Genomic DNA, 17651 nt, shown 5'->3' on the forward strand with positions numbered 1-17651 from the left:
CATACATAGTCTCCATTTATATATAATTCGTAATTCATGAACATATAGGTCAAAGCGAAAGGTCGATGTATAAAAACAATGATTGTTTTTTGTTCAGATTTTATAATAGTTTGGTGGAGATTTTGTTTAAAATAATTTAATTCTTTTAAAGTATCATTTGCAGTTTTATAACGTTTTTTGACCCCCAAGATCACCATCTTTCCCAAAATAATACCTAACTCATTACCTACTGGATTACTGCTTAAATAATCCCACCAACACCATTCATGTTCTCCCTGATCAAACAATTCAAAGGGTGAAATTCCTGTCAATAAATGCAAGCAGGTTACGCCCAAACTGTATAAATCACTACTGTTTACTGCCTTGCCGTTCATTTGCTCCGGTGCCACATATTCCGCTGAGCCAATTATTGTTCCTGTGACCGAGCGATTTTGGAGATTTAATGCCTTAGCCGCCCCAAAATCTACCAAGACTAATTTTTGATCCGACTGACGACGAATAATATTTTCTGGTTTAATGTCCCGGTGAATCACCTGATGGCTGTGGATAAAGTCCAACACTGGCAAAAGATCCACCAACAACGCCCGAATTTTTGCTTCATTAAAAACTCCCTGATTTTGCAATTCCTGGGCTAAATTTTCTCCCTCCACATATTCCTGCACCAAATATTGACGTTGATCGTCGGCGATGAAATAGGCCAATAACTCCGGTATTTGGTTATGATTTCCCAAATCATCCAAACGCTTAGCTTCTTCTTTGAATAACTCCGCCGCCTTATCCAAAGCTCCAGTTCCCTGACTCTGAGGAAAAAACTGCTTAATCACACACTGAGGCTGGGATGGTTTATCTAAATCCACCGCCAAAAACGTTTTGCCAAAACCTCCCTGCCCAATTAGCTTCAACGCTTGGTAACGATCCTTGAGCCAAAGCTTTTGACCACATTTTTGACAAAATTTGTGAGTTATTGGGTTAACCGCTAGGCAATCAGGATTTAAACATTGGCTCATAATGTTTTCAATTCATCACTTCACAGGGTAGAAGGGTCAATACCCAATTCCCGCAATTTGGCAAAAGCTCGGTCTCTTTGCTGTTGAGCCTGATCCCTTTCTTCAAAAAGGGTTTCCGGATCTTTAAATGGTTCTCCGTTGGGAAAAAACAGTTTCAAGCCATCGGCAAACATTTCAAAGCGAATTCCTAGGGTTGGGGAAGTCCAGGGAAAATTGAGCAGGGTGATGGTCTCAAATTCTGCATCTGGCTCGGAACGCACCTGACCCCAAAAGTCGTAGGACTCTGGATCGTAAAAGAACATCTCCAATACTCCATACCGCCGATAAAACGTTTGCTTATGGAGCATTTCCCTGGCACTGTTACTCTCAGAGAGAATTTCAAACACTACCTGGGGGGCAATATTGTCTTCTTCCCATTGTTTGTAACTGCGTCGTTCCCCGTCAGGTCTTCCTAGAACTACCATGGCATCGGGAGCCTGACAGGGCGCAGGGGGAGCAGTCACCTGTTCGGGATACCAAAGTAAATCCCCCGCCACAAAGACCGTTTTTCCCTGAAATAAATGCTTGAGATTGGTCACCAAACGGACAATCCAATGATACTGCAGAGTATTGTCAGCTATGGGTTTACCATCGGATTCCGGATACAAATTGGGAAAGTCGAGGGGAAGCAGAACCATAGACTTTTACCGAATAGAATTGCACAAGCCCATTCAACCTACTTAGAAGCGGTTTTGTTGACCTGTTGCATTAGCACTTCATAGGCCTTGGCAAATTGAGGGTCTTCTAGGGTGCCTACTTTTTCCCGATTTTGCTGTAGCTCTTTACGCTGGGCGTCGGTGAGTTCCACTTCTACATCGGGGTCAATGCCATGTTTATTAATATCTCGGCCGTTGGGGGTTAAATATTTGGCGATCGTCACTGCCATACCCGAGCCATCCCCTAGTTCTCGCACCGACTGCACCAGCCCCTTACCGAAGGTTTTGGTGCCCACAATGACCGCCCGTTGATTGTCCTGTAGGGCTCCGGAGACAATTTCACTGGCACTGGCAGAACCACCATCTACTAATACCACCAAGGGACGGTTACTCAACTGCCGTTTGTTAGCACTTTGTTGTTCCACTTCCCCTCGGCGATCGACAGTGGAGACAATGCCTCCTTCATCCAGCCAAATGCGGGCGATATCCACACTAGAATATAGTAAGCCACCGGGATTGGAACGAAGATCGAAAATGTAACCGATCACATTCTCTTTCTCCAACTTTTGCACCGCTTGACGCATTTCTTCCGAAGCTTGGGCGCTGAACTGATTTAAACGGATATAACCCACTTTGGCACCATCAATATCTTCCACTTGGGCCCGTACTGGGTGAATTTCAATCAAGGTTCTTACTAAGGGATATTCGATCGCCTGGCCTTCCCGTTCAATGGTGAGGACTACACTGGTGCCTGGTTTGCCCCGGATCAACTTAACCGCGTCGTCCACTTCCATGCCATCGGTGGATTTACCGTCAATTTTGGTAATCACATCCTTAGAAAGAATGCCGGCGTTGTAGGCGGGGGTATCCTCAATGGGAGCCACCACCACAATTTTTTTCGTATCTTGGTCCTGGGTGATCTGAATCCCCACCCCGGTTAATTCCCCGGAGGTATCGATGCGCATCGATTGGAATTCATCGGGAGACATGAAGCGAGTGTAGGGGTCGTTCAACTTCTCCAGCATTTCCCGGATAGCTGTGTAAGCTTCTTCTTGGTTGCTATATTCCCGCTTCAGATAATCCTGGCGAACGGCTACCCAATCCTCACCGTTGAAAGTACCATCTACATAGGTGCGATTGACAATTTGCCAAACTTCGTCCACCAACTCCTTGGGGTTGTCCTGCAAGTAGCCCTGGGAGCGGGCCAATCGCAACCCAATTCCAGTCACCGCTACCGTTGTGAGTAACAGAGCTGTAGTTCCCAAAATCAGACTGCGCTTTTGTTTAAACATGGGATTTGCTGGACAGTTGGTGAAGATTGATTAAGAAAATAAACTCTGGGGAAGTCCTTAGAGTCCTTGATTCCTAGGTTATAACATTTCAGTGATGATGGTTATTGAACTCCCATGACGGATTTAGTTGTGTCTGACTCCCTGAAAAATCGCCGGGAACAACTGATGTGGCAGAGGCGTTGGAGACGTCTACGATCCTGTTGGCAGTTTGTCTGTGTGTGTGGTTTGACGGGGGGTATGGTCTGGGTAATGAGTTGGCCCGAATGGTCCATTCGCTCCGATCGCCAAGTGGAGTTTGTGGGTAATAAATTAGTGGGGCGAGAAACGTTATACAAAAATCTAGACCTTGCCTATCCCCAGGCGATTTGGCAACTTTCCACCCAGGCCTTGGGGGATGAATTGATCAAAAATCCGGCCCTCCTCAGAGTAGAAGTGACAAGGCAGTTGTTTCCGGCCCAGGTAAATGTGGCGGTACAGGAACGACGACCAGTGGCGATCGCCGTGGCAGACGAAGGTTTGGGCTATTTAGATGGGGAGGGAAATTATATTCCGGCCACCCTTTACAGCCAACCTGTCAGAAAAACCTTGCCCCAAACCCCTCAGTTTTTGGGCTACGGCCCCCAGTACCGCAGTTTTTGGCAGACCCATCAAATTCAGATTCAACAGTCCCCCGTCAATATTCGGATTATCAATGGCAACAACCCCAGTAACATCAGTTTGACGACGGACTTGGGATTGGTTTTTCTCGGTTCTGACCTTTCTCGCTTCGAGCAACAAGTGCAGGTTTTAGAAAAAATGCAGAATTTACCCAGTCGGGTGCCCAAGGAGCGTTTACTATTTATTGATCTAACTAATCCAGACAGTCCCAGTATCCAACTTCGTCCCCAAGCCTCCAAGGAAAAAGCCGCCGTCAACAAGCCTTAACATTTCTACTCTCCACCTTAGTCATTCTCCCTAGGCATGGGAAAAAAGCTCAGATTCACATTGACAAATTTGCTCAATATGCCTAGTGTAGGGACGATAGACCGCTGGGATTTGTGCTTGGGCGAGGGGGTCTCTGTCGTCGTAAAAAGGCTTCAATACCCTGCTGCCTCGGAAGCTTTGTTCTCCCTGTGGTTGCTTTTGCGCCTTAAGAATTGCCCATTTTGATCCCCTAATACTTCCCCCCTGCAATGACGCTCAATAATGATTTACCTCTAAACAACATAGGTTTTACCGGTAGTGGTCTCGATGATGGGACGGAGGGGTTAGATGACTTATTTTCGTCCTCCATCGTTGAAAATGAACCGTTGGAGGCTGTGGTAGAAGCGCCCGCTTTTGCCAGCCCTAGTCCTAGCCTAAAAAGGGATCAGATTGTGCCTAGTAACATTGCCAAAATTAAAGTGATCGGAGTTGGGGGAGGCGGTTGCAATGCCGTCAACCGTATGATTGCCAGTGGGGTGACAGGCATCGACTTTTGGGCAATTAATACCGATTCCCAGGCCTTAACCAATACAACAGCCCCAGATCGAATTCAGATTGGCCAGAAACTCACCCGCGGTTTGGGGGCCGGTGGTAATCCGGCGATCGGGCAAAAAGCGGCGGAGGAATCCAGAGATGAAATTGCCCGTTCCCTTGAAGGCACGGATTTAGTCTTTATCACCGCTGGCATGGGCGGCGGCACTGGTACTGGGGCGGCCCCCATTGTGGCGGAAGTGGCCAAGGAAATGGGCTGTTTGACGGTGGGCATTGTCACCCGTCCTTTTACCTTTGAAGGCCGACGGCGGGCCAAACAGGCGGAGGAAGGTATTAGTGCTCTCCAGTCCCGGGTTGATACCCTGATTGTGATTCCCAATAACCAACTGCTGTCAGTTATCCCTGCCGAAACTCCTCTCCAGGAAGCTTTCCGCGTGGCTGACGACATTCTCCGCCAGGGGGTACAGGGCATTTCAGACATCATCATCATCCCAGGTTTGGTGAATGTGGACTTTGCTGACGTGCGGGCTGTGATGGCCGATGCGGGCTCAGCGTTAATGGGCATTGGGGTGGGCTCTGGTAAATCCAGGGCTAAGGAAGCGGCCACTGCCGCCATATCTTCTCCTCTGTTGGAATCTTCCATCCAGGGAGCCAAAGGGGTGGTATTTAATGTCACCGGTGGGACGGATTTGACCCTCCACGAAGTCAATGTTGCCGCAGAGATTATCTATGAAGTGGTGGATGCCGATGCCAATATTATCTTTGGGGCGGTGATTGACGATCGCCTGCAAGGAGAAATGAGAATTACCGTCATTGCCACGGGCTTCAATGGCGAAAAAGAAAAACCCCAGACAAAAACCGCCAGTAAAAACACCATCAGTGGCCCACCGGCCGGAGTAGAGAAGGTGGAATCAACAACGGCTCCGGAAGATCCCCTAGGGGAAATCCCCATGGCCCCCGAGTTAGATATTCCTGATTTTCTCCAAAAGCGACGTTTTCCCCGCCGTTAGGTTCCCCCAAATTGCTGGTTGGAGCCACCTAATTTGACCAAGGAAGTTTCCTGGGCTACACTGTTAACCTCGAATTGTTGTTTCAAGCTAAAGAGGTTGATTGATTTGCGCTTTTTGTTTGCTAGCCTACTAATTCCCTTGGTATTGCCCTTGCCAGTGCTGGCCCAATCCGCCACTTTCTATGGCAATCAATTTGTAGGGCGGAAGATGGCCAACGGCCAAGTCTACAACCACGGTCGCATGGTGGCGGCCCATCCCAGTCTGCCCCTAGGCACCAGAGTTAGGGTGACCAATCGTCGCACGGGAAAATCGGTCGTAGTGACGGTGAGTGACCGTTGCAATTGCTCCATCGACCTCAGTCGTGCGGCATTTCAACAAATTGCTAACCCGCGCAAAGGCCGGGTTCCCGTGAGCATTACCCGTCTCTAGGTGCTGGGTAAACTGCGCAAATAGGGGCTAAGGTGGGAGCGTTCCGCAATACAGTGAAATAGCGGTCCCCGGGAGGATAATTCCACCACGCTCAGTCCGGTGACGGGCATGGCAAAACGGTCTCGGTAACGACCCACATCGATGCCCAATAGGCAGCACAGTAGGATGCGGATGGTAGCTTTGTGGGAAACCAACAACACATTGCCGTCCTCGAAGCGGTCCTCAATCTCCTCTAGCACTCTAGTGCTCCTGCGGGCGATGTCAATGCCCCTTTCCCCTCCAGGGGGAGAGTTCCAAGCTGGATCGGTGAGCCATTGCATATAAAGGTCGTGGTCCCTTTGGTAGACCTCGTCCGGGTGGAGTCCTTCCCATTCCCCATAGGCCACTTCCCTTAGGCCAGGGCGAATTTGCATTTCAATGCCCAGGCGATCGCACAGGGGTTTGGCTGTTTGTCGGGCCCGCTGCAAGGGACTGACATAGACTGCCTGCCAAGGGTGTTGGGCGTAGGCCTCGGCAAATTCCTTGGCCATTAAAACTCCTTCTGGGGTCAAGCCGGGGTCATTTTCCGGGGTACCGCAATAGCCTCCGGTGGCGCTGTAGGCGGTTTGTGCGTGGCGCAGAAAATAAAGTTTGAGGGCCATGGGCGAGTTGAAAAGCAGCAACATTACAGAGGAGGGGGCTTAGACCTGTCCCCCTTCATTGTACGTAAATACTCTGTTTTTTCGCGTCCACAAGTTGATTGGTAGCCAAAATCACCTTTGTTCCCTAGCCAAAAAGTTATAAAAAATCTTTGCGAAGCCATACTTAAACTGCCCATTTTTGCGGAACTATGAGCAAGGAATTTCGAGAGCTGTTGAGAAAAGTGGGTAGTGGTCCCCATACCAGCAAAAATTTGACTCGAGGGGAGGCTTGTCGAGCTCTGGAGCTGATGCTAAGTCAGGAAGCGACTCCGGCCCAGATCGGCGCTTTTTTGATTGCCCATCGCATTAAACGCCCCACCGGCACTGAATTGGCAGGGATGTTGGATGCCTTTGAGCAATGGGGACCAAAAATTCCAGCCCTGAGCTCCGGGCAAACGGTGGTTGTGCTCAGTCAACCCTACGATGGTCGAGATCGTACCTGCCCCTTGGGACCCCTCACAGCTCTAGTGTTGGCAACGGCGGGTTGTCCCGTCATTCAACATGGCGGTGATCGAATGCCCACCAAGGAGGGAATTCCCCTGGTGGAGTTATGGCAAGGCCTAGGAATAGATTGGCGATCGCCATCCTTGGCGGCCATGCAGGATATTTTGGAAAAAACCAATGTGGGCTTTGTTTATCTGCCCAAATATTTTCCCGAGGCCCAGAAGTTAGTCATTTACCGGGAAGAAATTGGCAAACGACCCCCTTTGGCAACCCTGGAGTTAATTTGGGTTCCCTATGCCGGTAAACACCATGTGGTGGCGGGGTTTGTCCATCCCCCAACGGAAAATATGATTGCCGAGGCTCTCAGCCAGCGGGGCGTCCCGGCGTTCACCACGGTTAAAGGGTTGGAAGGGAGTTGTGATTTGCCCCAGGAGCGCACTGCCATTATTGGTCTGTACGACTTAACCAAAGCTGAAGATTCCCTCACCCGTTTGCGGCTCCACGCCGCTGATTTTGGTCTAGGGGGAAAAAATCCAGTCTGGACTGATTTGGCCGATTATCTTGAGTTGGCCCGGGCTACTTTGAGCGGGGAACAAACCCCCCTGCGGCCAGCTTTAATTTGGAACAGTGCTTTTTACCTCTGGCAACATACAGACGCCCCCAATCTGGAAACGGCGATCGCCACAGCGGAAAAGCTCATTGATGACGGCCTAGTGAAACAACAATGGCATCGACTACAGTTATATGCAAAATAAGCCAGCAAAAATGCATTAACTGCATAAAATTTAATTATTAGTTACAAACTATACAAATATTTACAAGGAAAAAATCCAGTCTAGGAATGTGATCGTCAGCAGTTGCCCTTTCTGGCTTTAGTTATTGCCTAAACTATGAGTAATTTTTCCCGAAGCACCCGTCGTAAGTTCATGTTCACCGCTGGGGCCGCCGCCATTGGAGGAGTGGTTCTCCATGGTTGTACTTCCCCCACCACCACATCCACAGGGGCTGGGTCCGGGTCCGGCACGGATCAAGCCATTAGTCCCTTGGTTGAAGGGGAAAATGCCCCAGAAGTAACCACCGCCAAATTAGGCTTTATTGCCCTAACCGATGCGGCTCCTTTGATTATTGCCAAGGAAAAGGGCTTTTACGCCAAATATGGCATGCCTGACGTGGAAGTGCTGAAGCAAGCGTCCTGGGGCACCACCAGGGATAACCTCGTATTGGGGTCCGCCAGTGGCGGTATTGATGGGGCCCATATTCTCACCCCCATGCCTTACCTAATTACCATGGGCACTGTGACCGACGGGAAGCCAACCCCGATGTACATCTTGGCCCGCTTAAATGTCAATGGCCAAGGCATTCAGTTGGGCAATAATTACAAAGATTTGAAAGTAGGTACCGATGCTTCTCCCCTTAAAGAAGCCTTTGCCAAAGTAACAGATCCCAAGGTAGCCATGACCTTTCCTGGCGGCACCCACGACATGTGGATTCGCTATTGGTTAGCCGCTGGAGGGATTGAGCCCGGTAAGGAAGTTTCTACCATTGTGGTTCCGCCGGCCCAGATGGTGGCTAACGTTAAAGTCAATGCGATGGAAGCATTTTGCGTTGGGGAACCTTGGCCGTTGCAAACGGTGAACCAAGGGGTGGGCTATCAAGCCTTAACCACTGGCCAATTATGGAAAAATCATCCAGAGAAAGCATTTGGCATGCGGGCCGATTGGGTGGATCAAAATCCCAAAGCCGCCAAAGCCTTATTAATGGCGGTAATGGAAGCTCAACAATGGTGTGACCAGGCGGAAAATAAAGAAGAAATGTGTCAGATTTTGTCAAAACGGGAATGGTTTAAAGTGCCCTTTGATGACATCATTGACCGCTCTAAAGGGGTATACAACTTTGGGGACGGGGAGACGGTTTTCGATGACCCAGATTTAATGCAGAAATATTGGAATGACAATGCTTCCTATCCCTATAAAAGCCATGACCAATGGTTTTTAACGGAAAACATTCGTTGGGGCTATTTGCCGGCCAGTACAGACACGAAAGCCATTGTGGATAAGGTCAATCGCGAAGATCTGTGGCGAGAAGCGGCCCAGGCCATCGGGGTGCCAGCGGATCAAATTCCCACCAGTCCTTCCCGGGGGGTGGAAACTTTCTTTGACGGCATAACCTTCGATCCGGAAAATCCCCAGGCCTATCTGGACAGTTTGAAAATTAAGACCATCAAAAGTTAGTGCTTAGCTGTGGCGCTCTAGGTTAGCCCCCTGGGCTAATCTTTCCCTTGCTCTGATTACTCCAGTTCATTTCATCACTATCAGGTAAAAATTATGGCTAGTTCCGCCGCTGGGCTCCGTCCCCGCCGTAAAAAAAATCCCCTCAGTTTCATCTACGCCCCTAAAGTTATTCGTCCCGCTGTGGCGATCGCCGTTTTGTTGGTGGTTTGGCAAATTCTCTGCTCCGGGGAAGGCTCTAACTTACCTAGTCCTGTGCAGGTACTGGAACAGACCTATCCCTTGATTCTCAATCCCTTTTTTGACAATGGCGGCACCGATAAAGGTTTGGGTATCCAAATTTTTGCCAGTCTAACCAGGGTGGCTGTGGGCTTTAGTGCGGCAGCGGTGGTGGGCATTGCCCTGGGCATTTTAATTGGCAGTAGCAAATTTATGTACGATGCCCTAGACCCAATTTTTCAGGTCTTAAGAACTATTCCCCCCTTAGCTTGGTTGCCCATTGCCCTGGCGGCGTTGCAGGAGGCGGAACCTTCAGCCATTTTCGTTATTTTTATTACGGCAATTTGGCCCATTGTCATCAACACCACGGTGGGTGCCCAGCAAGTTCCCCAGGATTACCGCAATGTTTCTCGGGTTCTAAAGCTTTCCAAAAGCCAGTATTTTTTCAATATTTTATTTCCGGCGGCAGTGCCCTATATCTTCACTGGCCTACGCATTGGTATTGGTCTTTCCTGGTTGGCGATCGTCGCTGCAGAAATGCTGATTGGTGGTGTGGGTATTGGCTTTTTTATCTGGGATGCCTATAACAGTTCCCTGATCAGTGAAATCATTATTGCCTTAATTTATGTGGGCATTGTCGGTTTATTGCTAGATCGTTTTATCGCTTTTCTGGAAAGTTTGGTGGTACCGGCGGAGCAAAAATAACCAACATCCATAGGCCGGCCATTTTCCCTAGGTATTACTTCTCCATTTTTGATTTGTCACCCCCGGACTAACTATGATGCCCTTTATTGAAATTGATCATGTTGATCGTATTTTTCCCCTCCCCGATGGGGGACGTTACATTGCCCTCAAAAACATTGAGCTAAAAATTAATCAAGGGGAATTTATTTCCTTGATTGGTCACTCTGGTTGCGGCAAATCTACCCTGTTGAACATGATCTCTGGGCTAGATAAGCCTACGTTTGGTGGGGTCATCATGGAGGGGAAAGAAATCACTGAGCCTGGTCCTGAACGGATGGTGGTTTTTCAAAATTATTCCCTGTTGCCCTGGTTGACGGTGCGGCAAAATATCGCCCTGGCCGTGAATCGAGTGCTGCGGAATTTGCCCAAGCCAGAACAAGAAAAAATTATTGACGACAACATTGCCCTAGTGGGGTTGCAACGGGCGGCCCATAAACGGCCAGGGGAACTATCCGGGGGTATGAAACAACGGGTGGCGATCGCCAGGGCCTTGGCTACTCGACCAAAAGTCCTACTGCTAGATGAACCCTTTGGGGCCTTGGATGCCTTGACCCGGGGAAATTTGCAGGAGCGGCTCATGGAAATTGTCCAAGAAAGCGGCGTGACCTGCATTATGGTGACCCATGACGTCGACGAAGCCCTGTTATTATCAGACCGGGTGGTGATGTTAACCACGGGGCCCGAAGCCCACATTGGCCAAGTTTTAGAAGTGCCCATTCCCCGGCCTCGTCACCGCTTGGAAGTGGTCAACCATCCCAGTTACTACGCCCTGCGGGGGGAAATCGTCTATTTCCTCAATCAACAAAAACGGGCCAAAAAGGTTGGGGCCGTCAGTCAGTTTGCCGGAGCCATGAGTGGCAATGGTTTGGAAAAAATCAACCTCAATTTGGGTTTCATTGCCCTGAGCGATTGTGCACCGTTGGTAATTGCCAAAGAAAAAGGTTTCTTCCAAAAGCATGGATTAGATCAGGTTAACCTGGTAAAAGAACCTAGTTGGCAGGCGATCGCCGATGGCATTCGGGAAAGACGCCTAGATGGTGCCCCCGTGGTGGCCGGTATGCCCCTGGCCCTCACCCTAGGCATGGGAGGAAAAACCCCTCTACCAATGATCACTGCCCTAGTGATGGGGCGCAACGGCAATGCCATTACCCTGGGGAAAAAGTTTGCCGAAGCGGGTGTTAAAAATCTAGAAGATTTAAAGACTAAACTGACAGAAACTCCCGATCAAGTATCCACCTTGGGCATGGTTCATCCGGCTTCCATGCAGAATCTTTTACTGCGCTATTGGTTAGCCTCCGGGGGGATAGATCCTGACCAGGATGTTAATCTAATCCGCCTGCCGCCCCCCCAAATGGTAGCCAATTTAAAAGCAGGAAACATTGATGGTTTTGCTGTGGGGGAACCGTGGAACTCCTACGCAGTTAAGGAAGATTTAGGTTATGTCATCGCCACCGATTTGGACATTTGGGATGGCCATCCTGAGAAAGTTTTGGGGGTGCGGGAAGAATGGGTTAATAAATATCCTGCAACCCATTTGGCCCTAGTTAAAGCCCTGCTGGAAGCCTGTGAATATTGCGACGATCGCCGTCATCGTCGGGAAATAGTTGATTATCTGGCCCAGCCCCAATACCTGGGGGTAGCAGCGGAATATATCAGCCCCGGCTTCATTGACGCCTATGACAAAGGTAACGAGACTGAGCCGGAAATGTTGCTGCAATTTAACCAATTCTACGTTCAACAATCTAACTATCCTTCCCGTAGTGAAGGGCTCTGGATTCTGACCCAATTAGCCCGCTGGGGATACATTGATTTTCCGAAAAATTGGCTAGAAATTATCGAGCGGGTGCGGCGCCCCGATCTGTTTGGGGAAGCTTGCCGCCAATTGGGCTGGCCCGATTTGGAAGGAGACCACCATAACGTTAATTTGTTTGATGGCATGGTTTTCACCCCCAATGATCCCGTTGGTTACATCAAACGCTTTACCATCCACCGCGATATTCGAGTGGCAGAAATAATGATCGATCCAGTGGACTCCCCTAGTAAATAGTTCGTTGCTTAATTATTTTCAGTGATTTTTGTTTTAACGATTTACTGATCTTTAACTATCCACTATTGCCCCTATGACTATGCAAACAATGAATGCCAATGATCCTACCCTAACCCAAGAGAAAACTGCTTTTTTAGCCATTGAAAATGTTAGTAAAGTCTATCCCACTGCCCAGGGATCCTATACGGTATTAGATGGGGTTAATTTAGAGGTCAAACAGGGAGAATTTATTTGTGTAATTGGCCATTCAGGCTGTGGTAAATCTACCCTTTTGAATATGGTTTCTGGGTTTAATCAACCCACGGGCGGCACTGTTAAGCTGAAAAATCAGTTAATTACTGCCCCTGGTCCAGACCGGATGATGGTTTTCCAAAATTATTGTTTACTACCTTGGAAATCTGCCTATGATAATGTTTCCCTAGCGGTGGAATCGGTTTATCCGGACAAATCCAAAACAGAAAAAGAAGAATTGGTTGGCCACTACCTTGAAATGGTGGGTTTGACAGAAGCCGCCCAAAAGAAGCCTGGTCAAATTTCCGGGGGGATGAAGCAACGGGTGGCGATCGCCAGAGCTTTAGCTATTTCTCCAGAGGTTTTGATTTTAGATGAACCCTTTGGGGCGTTGGATGCTATCACCAAAGAAGAACTACAGGAAGAATTATTAAAAATCTGGCGAGAAAATAATCTAACTGTGTTGATGATTACCCACGACATTGATGAGGCCTTATTTCTAGCCGATCGCCTAGTGATGATGACCAATGGTCCCGCCGCTAAAATTGGTGAAATCCTGGATATTCCCTTTGACCGGCCCCGTAACCGCAGTCAGATTACCGATGATCCCAAATATTATCAACTGCGGAATTATGCCCTGGATTTTCTTTACCATCGCTATGCCCATGATGATGACGATGACCTCAAAGAAGATAAACCCAATGCCGGTTTGTTGCTCAAAAAGGTTATGGCTGGAGCCCTAGGACTGGCAGCGATCGCCTTAGTGGGCATTGGCTTGGTACAAACCTTTGGTCCCAGGGTCAATAGTGGCCCTACCCCTACAGTGGAATCTTCCGAAAACTAATTAACCCACCTAAATTATCTCAAGTTTTACCTAGTTTACCTAGTGCTTATTGCTCCTCTGCTTAGGCCCAAGGTTCACAATTAGCACCTAAGACAATGGCAACCATCAACGACTCTAATAACTCCCTCACCCCGGCCGTGCATACTTCCAAAGACGGCAATGATCAACTTTGTTACTATCGCAATAGTGGCAATAAGTTACAACAAATAATTATTGATGGCACCTGGAAAAAAGAAAAACTAATTTTTCCTGGAGAACAATTATTGTTTTGGGCCCAGCCCCAGGATCAATTAACTGTTAAGATTTTCCAATCTGATCAAGTGCTGGTTGATTCCATTACCTGCGACCGTCTTTTGGTGCACTGATGCAGAGCTGTTAAGCTTGACTAACTTGGATGCCTTTGGCCAACTTTTAATCTATCCTCTTGGCCTTCCCACTCAAGCTCGGATTGGGGTGGATAGACCGTAAAATTTTCTGCCATCAGCGGTGAGTTCTCTGCAACCAGTCTAAAAACGGGGAATTTTGGGGGCTCTTCAAACCTATTTTTATTTACATTTATCTCAATTAACTGTTGATACTTTAATGGATGCTTTAGCCATTCTTCCCCCCACCAGAACCCTTTGTCCTTACTGCGGGGTTGGCTGTGGCTTGGAAGCCGTCGCTAGTCCCCAGAAATCAGCGGTTCTGTCCCACAATAGCTATAAAATAAGAGGCGATCGCCAACATCCTTCTAGCCAAGGCATGGTTTGTGTCAAAGGGGCTACGGTAATGGAGTCGATGGATAAACAGCGCTTACTTTACCCCATGTTTCGGTCAAGTTTAGACCAGCCTCTGCAAAGGATTAGTTGGGAAAAGGCTCTGGAAATTATCGTCGATAAAATTCAGCAGGTTAAGCAGACTTTGGGTGTGAGTGGCTTGTGCATGTATGCCTCTGGGCAAATGCAAACAGAGGACTACTATATCGCCCAGAAGTTATTTAAAGGTTGTTTGGGTACTAATAATTTCGACACCAACTCCCGTCTTTGCATGTCTTCAGCGGTCTCAGCCTATGGTTTGAGCTTTGGTTCCGATGGCCCTCCCTGTTGTTATGAAGATTTAGAATTAACCGATTGCGCTTTTTTAATTGGCACCAATACCGCCGATTGCCATCCCATTATTTTTAATCGTTTACGCAAACATCATAAACAAAATCCCCACGTCAAATTAATTGTGGTGGACCCCCGTTGTACTGCTACCGCCGAAGTGGCTGATTTGCATTTAGCGATCAATCCAGGCACTGATATTTCTTTGCTCCATGGCATCGCTTATTTACTAAAAAAGTGGAATTTAATTGACCAGGAATTCATTTATAATCATACCCAAGATTTTGAGCAGTATTGTCAAGTTATTAGCCATTATCCCCCGGACAAAGTTACCCGAATTTGCGGTATTAGTTTGGAACAATTGGAAACCGTTGCTCGCTATTGGGGCAATGCCAGAACAGTGCTTTCCCTCTGGTCCATGGGTCTAAATCAATCATCCCAAGGCACCGCTAAAGGTCGTTGTTTAATTAATCTCCATTTACTTACTGGTCAGATTGGCAAACCAGGCAGTGGGCCTTTTTCCCTCACTGGCCAACCCAACGCCATGGGAGGTCGGGAAACTGGGGGACTATCCCATTTATTGCCCGGTTACCGTTCCATTCAAAATGCCCAACACCGCCAAGAAGTGGAACAACTCTGGCAAATTCCCCCCGGCCGCATTGATGCTCAGCCCGGTTTATCGGCCTGGGAAATGTTTATGGCACTGGAAAATCAACAGGTTGGCTTGCTGTGGATTGTGGCCACCAACCCAGTTGTCAGTATGCCAGATTTAGAAAGGGTTAAAAATGCCCTGCGGAAATCAACCTTTACGATCCACCAGGATGCATATTTCCCCACCGAAACAGCGGCATATGCCCATTTAGTCTTACCAGCAGCTCAATGGAGCGAAAAAACGGGTACGATGACCAATTCAGAACGGAGAGTTACCCTTTCTCGTGCGTTCCGTTCTCCCCCAGGGGAAGCCAGACCTGACTGGGAAATTTTTGCTGAAGTCGGGCGCAGACTGGGTTTTGAAGAGCAGTTTAACTTTTCCGATTCAGCGGCTGTCCATTCAGAGTATGTGCAATTAACCGCCGGTAGATTGTGCGACCAATCGGGCATTAGTTACGGCGCTTTGGATAGATTTGGCCCCCTACAATGGCCCTGCCCTAGTGCTGAGCATGAAAAGGAAGTCTCCAGTCCCAAAAGACTATACACGGACCATAAATTTTGCACAGAAACTGGTCGGGCGAACTTTTGCTTAGACCACAGTCAAGGATTAGCTGAACCGGTCGATCCTGACTATCCTTTCGTCCTCACCAACGGTCGTCTTTATGGTCATTGGCACACCCAGACCCGTACTGGCCACATTGAGAAAATTAAAAAAATGCATCCCAAACCCATATTGGAAATTCATCCTAGGGACGCAGAAAAATTGGGCATTAAAAGCCAAGATCTAGTGGCGATTAAGTCTCGGCGGGGTTCCGCTCAGCTAGAAGTTTTAGTTACTAAGGCCATTGCCCCTGGTACGGTTTTTATGCCCATGCACTGGGGCTTTTTATGGCAAGATAACGCAGAGGTTAATAGTTTGACCCATCCCATTGCTTGCCCCATTTCTAAACAGCCGGAACTGAAAGCCTGTGCTGTTAATGTGACGCCGATTTATCGTTAGTTGAGGTCGAACCTCTGCAAGATAATCTGCTGTCAAGTGTTCCAATGGAGCATTTTATTTTACAATCTTACACAACTTCATTTTAATCTAAGTTAAATTAACTAATAAATTTAGCTTTTTAACCATAACCTAAAGATTGATCAGTTATCGGGGTAAAAATCTAAGTTTAAAATTTGGTCAGGAACGTATGGACATTGTTGGGGAAATATTTCTTCTGGCAAGTTAGTTTCTCCCATGGCTAGATCTCTACCATTGTCATAAGCATCTAGTATGGTCTCTAATAAATGGGCTTTTAAGCTAGGATTTTCCTTAATCAACTTTAAAATATCCCGTCGTTGTACCCGAATTGTTGCCAGCCAACTACGACTTCTTTGTTCCGATTGATATTGCCATTTGAGGAGGTGACCAAGCAAAATTGCTAGACGGCTTCTTAATTCCTGACGTTGTTGTCTCCCCAAACTCTCTATTTCCTCGATCAAATTTTCAACATCTAGTTTATGCCATTGCTGGTTACTTAGTATTTCAGTTTGTTCTTTTGTCCAGGCATAAAAATCGCTGTGATAAGTACTGGGGGAAGACATCGAATTATATCCTTGCTCAACATCAAATGTTAACATTATAGGCTAAATTAATTTAACTGCAACAACAATGTTTTTTCAATTTGAAACTGATTTTGTCGACTCCCTCCGCTGTATTCCCATGGTTGTCCGCTATAAACTAGACACCTGTGGCGTTAAATTAAAATTAAGTCATTGGCATCAACTGAGTTTGGACCAAAGGCAGTATTTAACTGAAGCTAACTGCAAAACACCGGCAGAAGTTAGCCAATATGGTGAAAAGTTGCAAAACTGGGTGACGGAATTAACTGGTCAGCCGGCTTCTACATTGTCAGTCCCGACCTTACCCGATTGGTTAAATGTTGATCAAATTCCAGTTCAGATATTAACGGAGTTAGGTAATAAATTACCTTCTTTAGCATCTCCCGGCATAACCCTGAGTCAATGGCAAAGTCTCACTCCTTTACAAAGATTTGCGCTGATTAAACTAAGTAGAACTGGGCACGAAAATCGTAACTTCCTACCGGCAATCAAGGAGTTTGGTCTTATGCCAAGTCAAGAAAAAGTTGCAACTAGTTAATTTTCTTCCCATCAAGTTAGTTAAGATTAATTACTTAGTACTGAATTGCCTATTTACTTGTAAATTCCCTGCTCCAATTTGCGCGGATAAAATTTCAAGGCGATCGCCGTAATGATTAATGCTAACCAAGCAAGAAAACTGATCAAGTTGGCCCAGATTAGGCCGGTGAATTTGACTCGGATTTGGTGTTTGCCCGGACTTAAATTAAGGCTGAGTAAATTAAAGTCTCGATAATTAGTAAAAAATCCTGCCGTCGGTTGATTGTCTACTACAACTTGTTGCATTGCAGGATAGTACAAAATGGGTAGCTGCACTGTGCCAGCTTCTGCGGTCATTTCAACTTCGCAGTTAGTCACAATTCCCTTTTGGTTACACATTTCCTTAGTTGCATGGACAGGTAGAAGGGTATTTGCGGCGGAAAAATCATCAAAGTATAGATGGTCCATTCTGATATAG

General features: G+C 47.4%; 15 protein-coding genes and 2 pseudogenes. 11 read left to right on the top strand and 6 right to left on the bottom strand.

Annotated elements, in window-relative coordinates; translation table 11 throughout:
• From IQ219_RS05895 to ctpC, 3 genes are all read right to left on the bottom strand, one after another.
• Positions 1-1007: serine/threonine-protein kinase (locus IQ219_RS05895; RefSeq protein ID WP_194072026.1), on the bottom strand; the 1007-nt coding region annotated here is incomplete at its 3' end.
• Between the two features lie 20 nt (positions 1008-1027).
• Positions 1028-1684, bottom strand: coding sequence for a Uma2 family endonuclease (locus IQ219_RS05900; protein ID WP_194072027.1), 657 nt, complete (start codon positions 1682-1684; stop codon positions 1028-1030).
• 38 nt (positions 1685-1722) lie between these two features.
• Positions 1723-2994: a carboxyl-terminal processing protease CtpC gene (gene ctpC, locus IQ219_RS05905; RefSeq protein ID WP_194014564.1), complete on the bottom strand. Its 1272-nt coding sequence runs from the start codon at positions 2992-2994 to the stop codon at positions 1723-1725.
• A 114-nt stretch (positions 2995-3108) separates the two neighbouring features.
• Here ctpC and IQ219_RS05910 point away from each other — a divergent pair, with 114 nt between their 5' ends.
• The 3 genes from IQ219_RS05910 to IQ219_RS05920 all read left to right on the top strand — a co-directional run bounded on the left by IQ219_RS05910 (position 3109) and on the right by IQ219_RS05920 (position 5888).
• Positions 3109-3918 carry a cell division protein FtsQ/DivIB gene (locus IQ219_RS05910; protein ID WP_194072028.1) on the top strand — a complete coding sequence of 270 codons (810 nt, stop codon included), beginning with the start codon at positions 3109-3111 and terminating at the stop codon, positions 3916-3918.
• 248 nt (positions 3919-4166) lie between these two features.
• Positions 4167-5459, top strand: a complete 1293-nt coding sequence (gene ftsZ / locus IQ219_RS05915; protein ID WP_194072029.1) for a cell division protein FtsZ — start codon at positions 4167-4169, stop codon at positions 5457-5459.
• Between the two features lie 156 nt (positions 5460-5615).
• Positions 5616-5888 (top strand): septal ring lytic transglycosylase RlpA family protein, encoded by a 273-nt coding sequence (locus IQ219_RS05920; RefSeq protein WP_190596205.1) that lies wholly within the window; start codon positions 5616-5618, stop codon positions 5886-5888.
• On the opposite strand, the gene IQ219_RS05925 is transcribed toward IQ219_RS05920, so the two are convergent.
• Positions 5885-6529, bottom strand: a complete 645-nt coding sequence (locus IQ219_RS05925) for a histidine phosphatase family protein (protein WP_190596181.1) — start codon at positions 6527-6529, stop codon at positions 5885-5887. The two genes, IQ219_RS05920 and IQ219_RS05925, sit on opposite strands and share 4 nt — an antisense overlap.
• A gap of 188 nt (positions 6530-6717) precedes the next feature.
• On the opposite strand from IQ219_RS05925, the gene IQ219_RS05930 reads away from it, so the two are divergent.
• The 7 genes and pseudogenes from IQ219_RS05930 to IQ219_RS05960 all read left to right on the top strand — a co-directional run bounded on the left by IQ219_RS05930 (position 6718) and on the right by IQ219_RS05960 (position 16058).
• Positions 6718-7767, top strand: coding sequence for an anthranilate phosphoribosyltransferase family protein (locus IQ219_RS05930; RefSeq protein WP_190596179.1), 1050 nt, complete (start codon positions 6718-6720; stop codon positions 7765-7767).
• 135 nt (positions 7768-7902) lie between these two features.
• Complete coding sequence (locus tag IQ219_RS05935; protein ID WP_194072030.1) at positions 7903-9243, top strand: CmpA/NrtA family ABC transporter substrate-binding protein; 1341 nt, start codon at positions 7903-7905, stop codon at positions 9241-9243.
• A 93-nt stretch (positions 9244-9336) separates the two neighbouring features.
• Positions 9337-10164 (top strand): nitrate ABC transporter permease, encoded by an 828-nt coding sequence (ntrB, locus tag IQ219_RS05940; protein WP_194072031.1) that lies wholly within the window; start codon positions 9337-9339, stop codon positions 10162-10164.
• Positions 10165-10237: 73 nt separating this feature from the next.
• The gene (locus IQ219_RS05945) at positions 10238-12250 is read left to right on the top strand and encodes a nitrate ABC transporter ATP-binding protein (RefSeq protein ID WP_194072032.1); all 2013 of its coding nucleotides are present in this window, start codon (positions 10238-10240) and stop codon (positions 12248-12250) included.
• A 79-nt stretch (positions 12251-12329) separates the two neighbouring features.
• Positions 12330-13157, top strand: a pseudogene (locus tag IQ219_RS05950) (nitrate ABC transporter ATP-binding protein); the annotation flags it as partial.
• A gap of 263 nt (positions 13158-13420) precedes the next feature.
• Positions 13421-13690 (top strand): DUF1830 domain-containing protein, encoded by a 270-nt coding sequence (locus IQ219_RS05955; protein WP_190596171.1) that lies wholly within the window; start codon positions 13421-13423, stop codon positions 13688-13690.
• A 217-nt stretch (positions 13691-13907) separates the two neighbouring features.
• On the top strand, positions 13908-16058 hold the full coding sequence (locus tag IQ219_RS05960; protein WP_194072033.1) for a molybdopterin oxidoreductase family protein: 2151 nt from the start codon (positions 13908-13910) through the stop codon (positions 16056-16058).
• Positions 16059-16198: 140 nt separating this feature from the next.
• On the opposite strand, the gene IQ219_RS05965 is transcribed toward IQ219_RS05960, so the two are convergent.
• A complete protein-coding gene (locus IQ219_RS05965; protein ID WP_199309527.1) occupies positions 16199-16639 on the bottom strand; it encodes a DUF29 domain-containing protein in 441 nt (146 codons plus the stop codon).
• A 67-nt stretch (positions 16640-16706) separates the two neighbouring features.
• Here IQ219_RS05965 and IQ219_RS05970 point away from each other — a divergent pair, with 67 nt between their 5' ends.
• Entirely contained in the window at positions 16707-17195 is a 489-nt protein-coding gene (locus IQ219_RS05970) for a nitrate reductase associated protein (protein WP_194072034.1), read from the top strand.
• A gap of 53 nt (positions 17196-17248) precedes the next feature.
• Here IQ219_RS05970 and IQ219_RS05975 read toward each other — a convergent pair.
• Positions 17249-17651: pseudogene (locus IQ219_RS05975) on the bottom strand (hypothetical protein); the annotation flags it as partial.

Source organism: Synechocystis sp. LEGE 06083 (assembly GCF_015207725.1).
Lineage (GTDB): Bacteria > Cyanobacteriota > Cyanobacteriia > Cyanobacteriales > Microcystaceae > Synechocystis > Synechocystis salina.